Annotated in this window: 11 protein-coding genes; 10 read left to right on the top strand and 1 reads right to left on the bottom strand. The window is 49.5% G+C overall.

Annotation, left to right across the window (positions count from 1 at the left end):
- The first annotated feature begins 40 nt into the window (after positions 1 to 40).
- From BUB68_RS03310 to BUB68_RS03275, 8 genes are all read left to right on the top strand, one after another.
- Positions 41 to 1,654 (top strand): type I restriction-modification system subunit M, encoded by a 1,614-nt coding sequence (locus BUB68_RS03310; RefSeq protein ID WP_073088384.1) that lies wholly within the window; start codon positions 41 to 43, stop codon positions 1,652 to 1,654.
- Positions 1,655 to 1,656: 2 nt separating this feature from the next.
- Positions 1,657 to 2,808 (top strand): restriction endonuclease subunit S, encoded by a 1,152-nt coding sequence (locus BUB68_RS03305; protein ID WP_073088383.1) that lies wholly within the window; start codon positions 1,657 to 1,659, stop codon positions 2,806 to 2,808.
- 21 nt (positions 2,809 to 2,829) lie between these two features.
- Positions 2,830 to 3,843 carry a PDDEXK nuclease domain-containing protein gene (locus tag BUB68_RS03300; RefSeq protein ID WP_073088382.1) on the top strand — a complete coding sequence of 338 codons (1,014 nt, stop codon included), beginning with the start codon at positions 2,830 to 2,832 and terminating at the stop codon, positions 3,841 to 3,843.
- A 20-nt stretch (positions 3,844 to 3,863) separates the two neighbouring features.
- Positions 3,864 to 6,896: a type I restriction endonuclease subunit R gene (locus BUB68_RS03295; protein WP_073088381.1), complete on the top strand. Its 3,033-nt coding sequence runs from the start codon at positions 3,864 to 3,866 to the stop codon at positions 6,894 to 6,896.
- 247 nt (positions 6,897 to 7,143) lie between these two features.
- Positions 7,144 to 7,695 (top strand): translation initiation factor IF-3, encoded by a 552-nt coding sequence (infC, locus tag BUB68_RS03290; RefSeq protein WP_041914271.1) that lies wholly within the window; start codon positions 7,144 to 7,146, stop codon positions 7,693 to 7,695.
- 39 nt (positions 7,696 to 7,734) lie between these two features.
- On the top strand, positions 7,735 to 7,932 hold the full coding sequence (gene rpmI / locus BUB68_RS03285) for a 50S ribosomal protein L35 (protein ID WP_073088380.1): 198 nt from the start codon (positions 7,735 to 7,737) through the stop codon (positions 7,930 to 7,932).
- Between the two features lie 51 nt (positions 7,933 to 7,983).
- Positions 7,984 to 8,337, top strand: a complete 354-nt coding sequence (rplT, locus tag BUB68_RS03280; RefSeq protein WP_014424100.1) for a 50S ribosomal protein L20 — start codon at positions 7,984 to 7,986, stop codon at positions 8,335 to 8,337.
- A gap of 61 nt (positions 8,338 to 8,398) precedes the next feature.
- Positions 8,399 to 9,202: a TrmH family RNA methyltransferase gene (locus BUB68_RS03275; RefSeq protein WP_073088379.1), complete on the top strand. Its 804-nt coding sequence runs from the start codon at positions 8,399 to 8,401 to the stop codon at positions 9,200 to 9,202.
- A gap of 8 nt (positions 9,203 to 9,210) precedes the next feature.
- Here BUB68_RS03275 and BUB68_RS03270 read toward each other — a convergent pair whose 3' ends face one another.
- Entirely contained in the window at positions 9,211 to 9,471 is a 261-nt protein-coding gene (locus BUB68_RS03270) for a hypothetical protein (RefSeq protein ID WP_073088378.1), read from the bottom strand.
- A 118-nt stretch (positions 9,472 to 9,589) separates the two neighbouring features.
- On the opposite strand from BUB68_RS03270, the gene BUB68_RS03265 reads away from it, so the two are divergent.
- Together BUB68_RS03265 and BUB68_RS03260 are read left to right on the top strand one after the other, a co-directional pair.
- Positions 9,590 to 12,988, top strand: coding sequence for a DNA polymerase III subunit alpha (locus BUB68_RS03265; protein WP_178139455.1), 3,399 nt, complete (start codon positions 9,590 to 9,592; stop codon positions 12,986 to 12,988).
- A gap of 39 nt (positions 12,989 to 13,027) precedes the next feature.
- Positions 13,028 to 13,921: an ROK family protein gene (locus tag BUB68_RS03260; RefSeq protein WP_073088377.1), complete on the top strand. Its 894-nt coding sequence runs from the start codon at positions 13,028 to 13,030 to the stop codon at positions 13,919 to 13,921.
- Positions 13,922 to 13,990 lie beyond the last annotated feature (69 nt).

Here is a 13,990-nt window from a genome sequence, read left to right as displayed (position 1 = left end):
ATCAGAAAATGCACGAATAGTATGGAGGATTTTATAATACATGGCATCACAGGAATTGAATCAGGCGCTTTGGAACGCCGCTAATGTTATGCGTAGCACCATGAGCGCGGACGAATACAAGGATTATCTTCTCGGCATGATTTTCTACAAGTATCTGTCTGACCGTCAGCTTTATGCGGTGGTTGACCTTTTGGAAGACCGTCAGCCGGAAAGCCTTGATGAGGCGCAGAAGCTGTATGAGGAAGCTCGTCAGAGTGAGGATTGGGATGACCTGAAGGCCGAGCTGGAGGAAAATTACAGTTTTGCCATTGAGCCCCAGTATACCTTTACGGCGCTGTACAATGAAATCAACAACAAGACCTTTACCACCGACCATCTGCGTCAGGCCATGCGGGATATTGAGCAGGGGGGCGAGGCAATCCGTGGGCAGAGGCTCTATGAAGACCTGTTCGAGGATTTTGATATTGACTCCAAAAGCCTTGGCACCACTCCGGCAAAGCGCAATGCCATGCTTTCGGATGTGATGAAGGAGCTGGCTCATATCGACTTCACCCAGTATGGCGCGGATGCTTTGGGGGATGCTTACGAATATCTGATTGGCCAGTTTGCTGCCGGTTCCGGGAAGAAGGCGGGCGAGTTCTATACTCCGCAGGCGGTTTCGGAGCTTATCACCCGCATCGTGACCAAAGGCAAAGAAGGGGAGCCTGCTTTTTCCATCTATGACCCGTGTATGGGTTCGGGTTCCCTGCTTTTGCATGCCCGCAGCTATATCAATGAGGACTGCCGCAATGGCATTCAGTTCTTCGGGCAGGAAATCTCCCATACCACCTACAACTTGGCCCGCATGAATATGATTCTGCATAATGTGCCCTTCCAGTATCAGCATTTCCGCAATGGCGATACCCTGGGGGCTGACTGGCCTACGGAGGAGCCGACAAACTATGATGCTACTGTGATGAATCCTCCATACAGCCAGCATTGGAGCGCGGCGGCAGGGTTCTTGACTGACCCGCGGTTCCAGCGCTATGAAAAGCTGGCGCCGAAGTCAAAGGCGGATTTTGCTTTCCTGCTCCATGGTTTTTATCATCTGAAGGAAAACGGCACCATGGGCATTGTCCTGCCTCATGGCGTTCTGTTCCGTGGGGCGGCGGAGGGGACAATCCGCAAGCACCTGCTGGAAGATGGCAATATTTACGCCGTTATCGGCCTGCCAGCGGGGATTTTCTTCAGTACGGGTATACCGACCTGCATTATCGTACTGAAAAAAGGCCATGTGAACCGTGATGTGCTCTTCATTGACGCGTCAAAAGAGTTCCGCAAGGAAAAGGCGCAGAACTTCATGGATGCGGAGCATATTGACAAGATTATGGCGGCTTATGATGAGCGCAAGGATGTGGATAAGTTCGCCCATCTGGCCACCTTTGAAGAAATCAAGGAAAATGATTACAACCTCAATATTCCCCGCTATGTGGATACCAGCGAACCCGAGCCGGAGGTTGACCTCAAAGCTGTTTGCGCCAATTTGCAGGGGATTGATGCCGAAATCAAAGCGGCTAATAATGAATTGTTGGCCATGCTGGATGATTTGACCAGTGATGATGCGGAAGCAAAAGCGGCATTGGTAGAACTTAGAAAAATCATTCAGGGGGTGTGAAGATGAGCACACCTAAAATTAGATTTAATGGGTTTACGGATGATTGGGAACAGAGGAAGTTAGATGATGTTGTTGATTTCCTTGATACAATGCGTAAGCCATTGGAAGAAGCTGTACGGGTGGCAGGGCCTTATCCTTACTATGGAGCCTCTGGAATTGTTGATTATGTAGATGGATATATATTTGACGAAGAGTTGGTACTGCTAAGTGAAGATGGCGCCAATATCACAGACCGTAATTATCCTGTATGTTTCCTAGCTTCAGGTAAATATTGGGTCAACAACCACGCACATGTCCTTAAAGTAAAACCTGGTAATGAGAACAATTTTATTTGTAATTCCTTGGAGCGTAAGGATTTTAACCAATACAACTCTGGTATGGCCATGCCAAAGCTTAACAAGGAAGTTTGTAAGAGAATTCCCTTGTACTGCCCTAAGTATGAGGAACAGAAGAAGATTGGAGATTATTTCCGCAATCTCGACAATCTTATTGCTCTACAACAGCGAAAATGTGATAAACTGCAAAAAGTAAAGAAGTATATGCTTCAAAAAATGTTTCCGAAAAAAGGAGAAAAAGTTCCAGAGATTCGCTTTGCTGGATTTACTGGCGATTGGGAACAGCAGAAGTTGGGTGATGTTGCTACCTTTATAAATGGACGTGCCTATTCACAGGATGAATTACTTGATGAGGGTAAATATAAAGTTCTTAGAGTTGGAAACTTTTACACTAACGATTCATGGTATTATTCTGATATGGAGCTAGGTGAAAAATACTACGCTAACAAAGGTGACCTGCTCTATACATGGTCTGCTACCTTCGGACCCCATATATGGAATGGAGACAAAGTTATATACCATTATCACATTTGGAAGGTAGACCTCTCTGAAAAGTTGGATAAGGTGTTTGCTTTGCAACTACTGGAACAAGACAAAGCTACACTTCTTGCCAATACAAATGGTTCTACGATGATTCATGTGACCAAGGCAGGAATGGAAGATAAGCAGGTATTATTACCGCATGATGTAAATGAACAGGCTAAGATTGGTGCTTATCTATCCAACCTCGATAACCGTATCGCCCTTCACCAGCGTAAGTATGACACACTTAAAGAAATCAAGAAATATATGTTGCAAAATATGTTTCCTAAGAAATAAAGGTGTTGGGGGGGAATTGGTATGAATGAAATCGAGAAGGTATCACAGGATATTTACGGCGAAATCAGGCAAAGCATAATTCATGTACAGCATAAGGTACAGCAGACTGTAAATGCTGGCATGGTGCAGATATACTGGGAAATTGGTCAGCAGTTGGATAAGGCTTGTGATGGAAAGCAGGACGAATACGGCAAAGGACTTTTGCATCAGGTTTCAGCCAAATTGACGGCTGAATTCGGAAAAGGATATTCCTACGCAAATTTGAAGAATATGCGGCAGTTTTATCGGTGTTTTCCAAATCGCTACGCACTGCGTAGCGATTTGAGCTGGACGCACTACCGTATGCTGATGCGGGTGGCAGATACCAAGGCTAGGGAGTTTTATGCCGAGGAATGTGCTGCGGCGGGATGGAGCAGTCGGGAACTGGAACGGCAGATTACGACCTTTGCTTATCAGCGCACCGTTTCCCAGCAAAAGGCAGGCGAAAGACTGCCGCAGACAGGAACGGATAAGGGAATGGCACCATATCGGGATTTTATCCGTGATCCTTATGTGTTGGAGTTTCTGGAAGTAAAGCCTTCGCCGGAGTTTTACGAGCGGGATATTGAGCAGGGGATTATTGAGCATTTGCAACAGTTCCTGCTGGAGCTGGGGCGCGGCTTTTCCTTTGTGGCCAGGCAGAAGCATATTGATATTGATGGAGACCATTTTTATATTGACCTGGTGTTTTACAACTATATCCTTAAATGCTTTGTCCTTATCGACTTGAAGCTGGGCAAGGTCAAACATCAGGACATTGGGCAGATGCAGATGTATGTGAACTATTACAAGGCCAATATGCGCAATGAAGGGGACAATGACCCCATTGGTATCGTCCTTTGCGCGGAGAAGAATGAGGCTGTAGTGAAGTATACGATGGGGAGTGACAACAGCACCCACATTTATGCGTCCAAGTATATGCCCTATATGCCAACCGAGGAAGAACTGAAAAAGGAACTGCGCTTGCAGGAGCTTCCCATGGCGGAAGAAGAATAACGTAGCAGGAGGAATTGAGCATGGCACAAAGCGAAGTGTCGATGGAATGGGCGCTGATTAAGCAGCTCACGGGAGATGTTTCCCAATGGACTTATCGTAAGGATATTGTAGACGAGGAATCTCTTTGGGCAAATTTCCGGGCGAAACTGAATCAGAACAATATTGCTGTGCTCGATGGGGAGCCTGTAACCGATGCGGAATTTCATCAGATTCGGGAGTATATGCTGGATGTGGCCAAGAGCCCTTATAAGGCGGCTTTGTGGCTGGCGGGGGAGAACGGCGAGGCGGTTATCCCATTGACCCGTGAGGACGCGGCCAAAGGCACAATCCATCTGATGGCCGTCAGTAATCGGGAAATCGCCGGGGGACGGTCTTCCTATGAGGTCATCAATCAGTTTGTTTCTGACAAGCAGGACGAGGATGACCGTGAGCGTCGTTTTGATGTGACTTTGCTGATTAACGGCCTGCCCATGATTCATATCGAACTCAAGAACCAGGACCATCCCTATATGGATGCTTTCCGTCAGATAAAGAAATACAGTCTGAAAGGAAAGTTCCGGGGGCTTTTTGGCATGGTGCAGATGTTTGTCATCAGCAATGGCAGCAACACCCGCTACATTGCCGCCGATACCGCCTCGAATCTCAATGAGCGGTTTTTGACCTCCTGGGTCAGCAAGAACAATGAGCCCGTGGAAAACTATCTGGAATTTGCCAAGGAAGTCCTGCGGATTCCCGAAGCCCATGAGATGGTGGGCCATTACAGCGTGGTGGATGCGGAGCGCCATAAGCTGATTTTGCTGCGGCCTTATCAGGTACACGCCATCGAGGCGGTCAAGCAGGCCTCCCAGCGGCAGGAGTCGGGCTTTGTCTGGCATACCACAGGTTCCGGCAAGACTTTGACTTCCTACACGGTGGCCAAGAATCTTATTTTGATTCCGGGCATTGACAAGACCATTTTCCTCATTGATCGCAAAGACCTGGACCAGCAGACCTCCATATCCTTCAAGGCCTATGCGGAAAATGACATCATTGATGTGGACGAAACCGATAATGTCCATGACCTGCTGCAAAAGCTCAAGAACAAAGACCGGGTGGTGATTGTCACTACCATTCAAAAGATGCAGATTATCATGAAGCGCTACAACAGCGAGGCGAAGAAGGATTCCGCCACGGCCAAGCGGCTCCATGGCATGTGCATTGCCTTTGTGGTGGATGAATGCCACCGCACGGTTACGCCGGAAACCCAGCGGGAGCTGCAAAAGTTCTTTAGCAATTCCCTGTGGTACGGCTTTACCGGCACGCCGATTTTTGACGAGAACAAGCGCCAGCGCAAAGGGGATTTGGCCCGCACCACGGAAGCCCTTTATGGCCCCTGCCTGCACAATTACACCATCAAGGAGGCCTTGCATAATAATGCCGTCCTGGGGTTTCAGATCGATTACAAGGATTCCGTATCCCATGACCAGCTGTTGGAACTGGGAGAGAAATTGCAAGTGGCAAGTGCTGATGAACTGGCCAATATGGAGCCGGACAAGCTGGAAGAAAAGGTTTTGGCCGCCTATTACAAGAATACCGGCACCGATATTTACGACAATGATGACCATCGCCGCGGTGTGGTAAAGTACATCGTCAACAAGGCGGCGGGGAAGTTCCGACTGAATGCTCCGCAAGGGGAGGCCTACGAGGCCATTCTCACCGTGCCCTCCATTGAGATTGCCCAGCAGTATTACCGTCTGTTCAAGGAATTTATCGCAGGCGGAAATGTGTCGGCTTCCATTCGGGAGAAGTGCGTGGATTTCCCCAAGATTGCCATTACCTATACGGTGACGGAGAACGATGAGGATTCGCTGGCCAATCAGCAGGCCATGAAGGAATCTTTGGCCGATTACAACGCTATGTTTGGCACGAAATTCGCGCTGGACAGTTTGCAGGCCTACAATACCAATCTCAATGACCGTTTGGCCCGGAAGAAGGGGCGCTATAAACAACGGAAAGAACAACTGGATATTGTCATTGTGGTTGACCGTCTGCTGACCGGTTTTGATGCGCCGCCCTGCGCCATTCTCTTTGTAGACCGTCCGCCCATGGTACCGCAGAATATCATTCAGGCTTTCAGCCGTACCAACCGCATTTTTGATAAGAGCAAGCGCTATGGCATGGTGGTGGTTTTTCAGCGGTCGGCACAGTTCCAGACTGCCGTGGACGGCGCTTTGCTCCTGTACAGCAATGGCGGCACGAAGGAAGTCAGCGCTCCGACCTTTGCGGAAATCGAAAAGGATTTCAAGACCGCACTGGCAGAACTTAGAAACATTGCTTCAACTCCTGAAGCTGTGGAAGCCATTATGGGCGACCGCAGCGCCATGCAGAAATTTGCCAAGGCCTTTCAGAAGGTTGACCGCCTCAGCGGCGAGATTCAGGTTTATCAGGAATGGGAGGACAAGGAGTTCAGCGATTATGGCTTTGTGAAGGAGAGCCTGACGGAATACGGCGGCAAGTATCACAATGTCATCGAGGAACTGAAAACGCCGACCAGCGATGAGGAGCCCGTGGTGGTGGATATCGGCTACGAGATTGAGAATATCCGCAGTGTGACCATTGACTATCGTTACATCGTGTCGCTGATTCAGAACTATATGCCTGGGGAAGATGAACTCATCGTGGAGCCCATCGAAGATACCGCCATTGACACCCATATCGACAAACTTCGCGAAACGAATCCGGCGCTGGCCGATGTCATTGGCGGCTTTTGGGAAGATATGAAGAAAGACCCGCTGAAGTATAAAGGCCTTGATGCTATGACGGTAATTGAAACCCGTATCGAAGAAATCATTGCCCATCAGATTAATACCTTTACCCAAGAATGGTGCGCACAGAAAAAAGATGTGCTGGCCATCCTGAACACTTTCAGGAAAGGTGATAAGATTTCCCTCGTCACAGACTACGAAGCCTACAAACAGAATCATGAGGGTGTCAGCAAATTAAAATACAATCGCAAGGCAAAAGATGCCGTTATTGAGTTGATCGAAAAGATCCGGCCGCTGAGGGAGAAGTGAGGGGGATGTCTGCATATCCATGGTAAGGCTATAGAATAAAAAATGATTTTGATAAAAACAGTTGACAGGTATGTATGCTTTGTGGTAGACTACTAGAGTCGTGAACAAGAAGAAGCCACCGCTTCTCACCTGCTGACGGTTTTCTAGGTCAGTCGGGTTTATAGCATTGAGTTTTATTGAGGTGGCTTTGTGCCGCCTCTTTCTTGTTTTATAAGAGACGTAGACTTTAAGCAGGAGGTGTTTTACTATTAGCAGAGAATCCTTACGCATCAATGAGGAAATTCGTATTCGTGAAGTGCGCGTGACCAGCGCCGAAGGCGAACAGCTCGGTATCATGGCTACCCGTGACGCCCTGCGCATGGCAGAGGAGCAGCATCTTGACCTTGTGGAGATCGCCCCGAAGGCCAAACCGCCGGTTTGCCGCATCATGGATTTCGGTAAGTACCGCTATGAACAGCAGAAGCGGGAAAAAGAAGCGAAGAAGAAGCAGAAAGTCATCAACATCAAAGAAGTGAAGCTTCGCCCGAATATCGAACAACACGATTTTGACGTCAAGTTGAAGAATGCACTTCGTTTCGTAGAGGAAGGGAACAAAGTCAAAGTGACGATTATGTTCCGTGGCCGTGAGCTCTCCCATCCGGAACTGGGCAAAGAAGTCCTGGGCCGTGTGGCAGAAGCATTGGGCGACCGTGTTTCCATTGAACGCAATGCCAAACTTGAAGGAAAAAATATGACGATGATCGTTGCGCCCAAAGCGCAGAAAGCATCGAAGCCCAAGCAGCCTGCACAGGAATCCTGATTCGGATTTTCTGAAGGCTAATTTAAGGAGGAAAATGTAATGCCAAAGATTAAGACTCGCAGAGCAGCAGCTAAACGCTTTACCGCAACTGGTAGTGGTGAATTCAAACGTAACAAGGCTTTCAAGAGCCACATTCTGGAGAAGAAGTCTCCGAAGCGTAAGCGCAACCTGCGCAAGGCAGCTATCGTTACTGCTGCTGATTTCGGCCGCGTAAAGAACATGCTTCCCTACGCATAAGCTAAACCGTAATTTTTATCGTTCATTTTGATTTTTTAGGAGGATGAAACCATGCCAAGAGTAAAAGTAGGCGTGACTGCACATAGACGTCATAAGAAAATCCTGAAGCTTGCTAAGGGTTACAAAGGTTCCAAGAGCAAACAGTTCAAGAAAGCTAACGAGACCGTAATGAAGGCTCTCTACTACGCTCGTCGTGACCGTCGTGCGAAGAAGGGCAACTTCCGTCGTCTCTGGATCGCTCGTATCAACGCTGCTGCACGTGTGAACGGCATTTCCTACAGCCGTCTCGTTTGCGGCCTGACCAAGGCTGGCGTTGAAGTTAACCGCAAGATGCTGGCTGACCTGGCCATCTCTGATGAAAAGGCTTTCGCTCAGCTCGTTGCTGTTGCTAAAGAAAACCTCTAATTTCATAGCTGGTTTATTTAAGCCGTCCCTGCGGGGACGGCTTTTTTGACAGGAGGAAAACATGATAGAACATATTGACAGCCCCGCCAATAAGAAAATCAAACTGGCGGCAGCACTGAAGCAGCGCAAGCAACGAGAGAAGGCTGGTCTGTTTGTGGCGGAGGGCATCCGTCTCTGCGAGATGGCGGCAGAATCTGACTGGTCAATTTCCTTCGGACTTTTGACTAAGCAATTGACTGGTCAAAAGCGGGGGCAGGATCTGATTCAAAAACTGCAGGCGAGAAATTGTTCGCTTTATGAAGTGACGGAACAGATTTTTGCCAAGGTGGCCAACACGGATACACCACAGGGGATTATATTGGTGATGGAGTCCCAGAAACAATCACTGCCACAGGTGGAAAAGACGGATGCTCTTTATGTGGTCATGGATGGAGTGCAGGACCCGGGCAATGCTGGAACGATAATCCGCACGGCTGATGCAGTGGGGGCAGATGGTGTGATCCTGCTCAAAGATAGTGTGGATGTCTATGCAGATAAGGTGGTACGCTCTACTATGGGCAGTATCTTTCATGTGCCGGTGTATAGTGGCGTAACGGTCGCAGATCTGCTGGCGTTTGTGCAGAAAAATAAGCTGCAGCTTCTGGCTACAGCTTTGAATGAAACGGCAAAACCTCATTTTCAGCAGGATTTCACGAAAGGAACTGCCGTGGTATTGGGTAATGAAGGTCATGGCGTGTCGGCAGATCTGTTAGCAGTCGCCGGGAAGACCTATATTCCCATGTTTGGTCAGGCGGAGTCTCTTAATGTGGGGATGTCGGCATCGATTGTGCTTTATGAGGTTGTGCGTCAGCGGAAATTCAGCTGATATACCGCTTAATAGATATGGTATTCTTTCCATGGTATCTGATCTAATCGTATGGATTTCAAGAAATCCACGATATCCTTTCGCCCATAATAATGAGGAGTACCGCTGTTGTCCTGGCTCATGAGGATGATCGGCATATTAGGGAAGAACTGGGCCAGTTCATGGCGTGTCTGCACCATCCTGGCAGTATACATGGTGACGGATTGCTTCACCGCGATAATGGCAAAGGTCACACCCTGTTCGATGATAACGGCTCCGTGTATGGTCATGGCGGGCACCTCCCGAAAATTATTCTTACTGATATTTTAGCAAAGAGCCTGCAAGGGAGCAAGGTTTTATGCTATACTAAAGGATAAACGTTTTTCATTTATTAGGAAGGAACTACTTATGGAAGCAGTCAATACGATAGATTTTGCCCATTTGCATGTCCATACGGAATTCAGTCTGTTGGATGGGGCCGCCCGCATCAAGGAGTTGGTGGCACGCGCCAAGGAACTGGGCATGAAGCATCTGGCCATCACGGACCATGGGGTGATGTACGGTACCATTGATTTTTATAAGGAATGCAAGAAGCAGGGCATCAAGCCTATTATCGGCTGTGAGGTCTATCTGGCGCCGGGTGACCGCCGGGAGCGGCAGGAAGTCAATGGCACGAAGTATTATCACTTGATTTTGCTGGCGGAGAATCAGACTGGTTATAAGAATCTCGTGAAATTGGTCTCTTTGGCCAATATTGAAGGCATGTACTATAAGCCGCGGGTGGATAAGGAACTCCTGCGGCAGTATCATGAGGGGATTATCTGTCTGTCGGCCTGTATTGCTGGCGATGTACCCCGGGCGCTGATCCAGAACAACAAAGACAAGGCTGACCGGCTGGTGCAGGAATATATCGATATCTTCGGCAAGGATAATTATTTCCTCGAGATCCAGAACCACGGACTGCCTGAAGAACGCATCGCCAATGAAGGCCTGATCGAGCTGGCGGAAAAGTATGGCTTAGGACTCGTAGCTACCAACGACAGCCATTATGTGCGGCGGGAGGACAGCGAGTTCCACGATATCCTCTTGTGCATCCAGATGAGCAAGACCGTGGATGACCCCGAACGTATGCGCTTCAACAGTGATGACTATTATCTGAAATCCCCGGAGGAAATGGCGGCGCTGTTCCCGGAACATCCAGAAGCTTTGCGCAATACGGCCAGGATTGCTGAGCGCTGTCAGGTGGATTTTGAATTCGGCCATATCCAGCTGCCATATTATCCCATTCCCGCAGCCTATAAAGATGATGAGGATTATTTGCGGGCGCTCTGTGAAAAGGCCTTGCCTTCCCGCTATGCGGAAATCACGGATGAGATAAAGGAGCGTCTGGATTATGAGCTGGGCATTATCCATCGCATGGGCTATGACAGTTATTTCCTGATTGTCTGGGATTTCATCAACCATTCCCGGGAGCAGGGAATTTCCGTCGGTCCGGGGCGTGGTTCGGCGGCTGGCAGTATCGTGGCGTACCTTCTGGGCATCACCAACCTCGACCCTCTGAAGTATGATCTGCTCTTTGAGCGCTTCTTGAATCCGGAACGCGTGACCATGCCGGATATCGATATCGACTTCTGCTATATCCGCCGCGAAGAGGTTATCGACTACGTAAAGGAACGCTATGGCTATGACCATGTGGCGCAGATTGTCACCTTCGGTACCATGGCGGCAAAGGGAGCTGTGCGGGATGTGGGCAGGGCTTTGGGCATGACCTATGCTCAGGTGGATGCCATTGCCAAGCTGATTCCCAACGAACTCAAGATGACGCTGGACAAAGCCTTGAAAGCTTCTACGGAGTTCCGCAATATTTACGAATCTTCGGAAGAAGCGCATCGGCTTATTGACTTTGCCCGCAAGGTGGAAGGGCTGCCGCGTCATTCCTCTACGCATGCCGCTGGCGTGGTTATCGCGAAACACCCGTTGACGGATTATCTGCCGGTTTCGGTTTCGGAAGGTACTTTGGTCACGGAATTTGACAAGGACCATGTGGAAGAACTGGGCCTTTTGAAGATGGACTTTTTGGGCCTGCGTACCTTGACGGTTATCAGCGATACTTTGGACAATATCAAGTCTTCCCGCGGGGAGACGGTAGATATCAACAAGATTCCGTTGGAGGACGAACTCACGGCTAAGATGCTCTGCGAAGGACGTACGGGAGCTGTGTTCCAGATGGAATCTGCTGGCATGACGAATCTGGTGAAGAATCTGGCTCCGCGTAATTTTGCGGATCTGATTCCGACGGTGGCACTCTATCGTCCGGGGCCTTTGGGCAGTGGCATGGTGGATGATTTCATCAGCGGTCGTCATGGACGCAAGGAAGTCACCTATATGCATCCGCTCTTAGAGCCAATCCTCAAAGAAACCTTCGGTGTGGTGCTCTATCAGGAGCAGGTCATGCAGATCGTGCAGGTGCTGGCCGGTTTCTCACTGGGACAGGCAGATCTCTTGCGCCGTGCCATGGGCAAGAAGAAGCACGAGATCCTGATGGCTCAGAAGGAAAACTTCCTCAAGGGCTGTGCGGCCAACAATATCGATGCGGAGCTGGCCAATACCATCTTCGATTTGCTGACGCATTTTGCCGATTACGGCTTCAATAAATCCCATAGTGCTGCTTATGCGTTGGTGGCCTGGCAGACGGCTTACTTAAAAGCCCATTATCCTGCTGAATTCATGGCGGCTATGCTCACCAGCGTCATGGATAACAGTGCCAAAGTGCCAGTCTATATCGAATTGGCGCATCGCATGGGACTCAAGATCCTGCCGCCGGATATCAATGCCAGTGATATCATGTTCGGCGTGGATAAAGGCGATATCCGCTTTGGCCTGGCAGCTGTGCGCAATGTAGGCGAGAATGCCATCAAGGTCATCATGGCAGCCCGGAAGCAGGATGGCCCCTTTGAATCGCTGTTGGATTTCTGTACGCGGCTGGATATGACCACGGTCAACAAGCGCGTGCTGGAAAGCCTGATCAAATGCGGGGCATTTGACTCGTTGGGCGCTAAGCGCAGCCAGCTGTTGGCCGTGCTGGACAAAGTCGTGGGCGAAGCCCAGCGGCGGCAGCGTGACTTTGCCCATGGACAGCTCGGTCTCTTTGGTGATGTCATGGAAGATGCGGCTGTGGACATGAGGCTGCCGGACATGGATGAAGTCCCGGTGCTCACGCGTTTGGGATGGGAAAAGGAAAACACCGGCTTTTATATCACGGGACATCCGCTGGATCAGTATCAGGATAAGATCGGTCATCTGCCCCGACTGGAAACCTTGCAGGACAGCGGCGTTAAGGATAAGCAGACGCTGCGCGTGGCTGGTCTGATCAGCGAAAGCAAGCGCATTACCACCAAAAAGGGAGAGACCATGTGTTTTGTGACGCTGGAAGACTATACGGAGCAGATGGAAGTCACGGTTTTCCCGCGTTTGTTCTACCAGTCCATGAATGCGCTGCTGCCGGATATGCCGGTGGTCATTCAGGGCAAGGCTGATCTGAAGGACGATACGGTCAAGATACTGGCTGATAAGGTCTGGTCGATGGATGAGTATAAGCCGGAATACTATCTGATGCCCAAGGCCGGTGATGAACAGGCTATCGCGGCAATCAAAAAAGTGATGGCTGCGCATCCTGGGGAAAATGCGGTTTATATCTATCAGGGACGCTGGCAGATACTGGGAGAAGAGTTCTGGCTGGATAACGAAGAAGAAACACTGGCAGCGCTGGAGTCCATATTGGGGGAGAAAAACGTAAAAAAACGGTAGAACAGAGAGATTGGTGCATTTGCGGGAGGGATTTCAGGTATGCAGTATGCATGTATAGATATTGGCGGTACAGCAATCAAATATGCAATGCTGACGGAAGCTGGTCAGATATTGACGCAGGGACAGGTCCTGACAAGGGTTGAAGCAGATGGCAGCGGGGATATTCCCCGGAAAATAGCGGCTATCGTGGGTGACCTGCAAAAAGAATGTGGCAAAGCAGCTGGTGTGGCTGTTTGCTCGCCGGGGCTTATTGATGCTGACACAGGTGAAGTCGTTTTCGCCGGGCCTAATTTTCCCGGTTACAGTGGCATGAACTTGCGGGAAGCGATTGAGGAGCTGACTGCATTGCCTTGTACTGTGGAAAATGACGTGAATGCTGCCGGGCTGGGAGAAAGCTGGTTGGGAGCCGGCAAAGGTGCCAAAAGTGCTTTTTGCATATTCGTTGGGACAGGCATCGGTGGTGCGTTGGTATTGGATGGTCATTTAGTTCATGGTGCAGCCGCAGCGGCTGGTGAAATTGGCTTCCTTCCTATGGCCGGAGGTTCCTTGGAGCAGCTGGCCAGCATGTCAGCCCTGCTGCAGGAGCTTGGCGCATCTACCGGGGAAGAAGTTTTCCAACGTGTTGCTGCCGGGGAGGTAAAAGCTCGAGCAGCTTTGGAAGAAATGACCAGGAGAATTGCCTGTGGCCTTGCCAGCATTTGTTGTATCGTAAATCCGGAGGTATTGATTATGGGCGGCGCAGTGATGGCCCAACGGGAATTTTTTGCACCGCGCCTGAATCAGCATTTGACTGAACTCCTTCCGCCAGCCTTGCTGAAGAATACGCGCATTGCTTTTGCCGAGCTGGGGACGGCCGCAGGTTTTACCGGAGCGTTGAAGCATTTTTTACAAAAGCATGGAAAGACAGCAGCGGTGCCTGATTTGCACGGATGAAATACTTGCCCTACAGGGGATAACAGTGATAAAATAAAAACATTATTATGTAAGTAAATGGAGTGTATG

The sequence above is a fragment of the Pseudoselenomonas ruminantium genome, from assembly GCF_900142515.1.
Taxonomy (GTDB): domain Bacteria; phylum Bacillota; class Negativicutes; order Selenomonadales; family Selenomonadaceae; genus Selenomonas_A; species Selenomonas_A ruminantium_D.
Note: the sequence above shows the minus strand (reverse complement) of the source record. Positions and strands in the feature narration are given on the sequence as shown.

Bases quoted from the DNA above. Each gene is read 5' to 3' on its own strand.
- BUB68_RS03310 (WP_073088384.1), top strand. From the start codon at position 41: ATGGCATCACAGGAATTGAATCAGGCGCTTTGGAACGCCGCTAATGTT.
- BUB68_RS03305 (WP_073088383.1), top strand. From the start codon at position 1,657: ATGAGCACACCTAAAATTAGATTTAATGGGTTTACGGATGATTGGGAA.
- BUB68_RS03300 (WP_073088382.1), top strand. From the start codon at position 2,830: ATGAATGAAATCGAGAAGGTATCACAGGATATTTACGGCGAAATCAGG.
- BUB68_RS03295 (WP_073088381.1), top strand. From the start codon at position 3,864: ATGGCACAAAGCGAAGTGTCGATGGAATGGGCGCTGATTAAGCAGCTC.
- rpmI (WP_073088380.1), top strand. From the start codon at position 7,735: ATGCCAAAGATTAAGACTCGCAGAGCAGCAGCTAAACGCTTTACCGCA.
- rplT (WP_014424100.1), top strand. From the start codon at position 7,984: ATGCCAAGAGTAAAAGTAGGCGTGACTGCACATAGACGTCATAAGAAA.
- BUB68_RS03275 (WP_073088379.1), top strand. From the start codon at position 8,399: ATGATAGAACATATTGACAGCCCCGCCAATAAGAAAATCAAACTGGCG.
- BUB68_RS03270 (WP_073088378.1), bottom strand. From the start codon at position 9,471: ATGACCATACACGGAGCCGTTATCATCGAACAGGGTGTGACCTTTGCC.
- BUB68_RS03265 (WP_178139455.1), top strand. From the start codon at position 9,590: ATGGAAGCAGTCAATACGATAGATTTTGCCCATTTGCATGTCCATACG.
- BUB68_RS03260 (WP_073088377.1), top strand. From the start codon at position 13,028: ATGCAGTATGCATGTATAGATATTGGCGGTACAGCAATCAAATATGCA.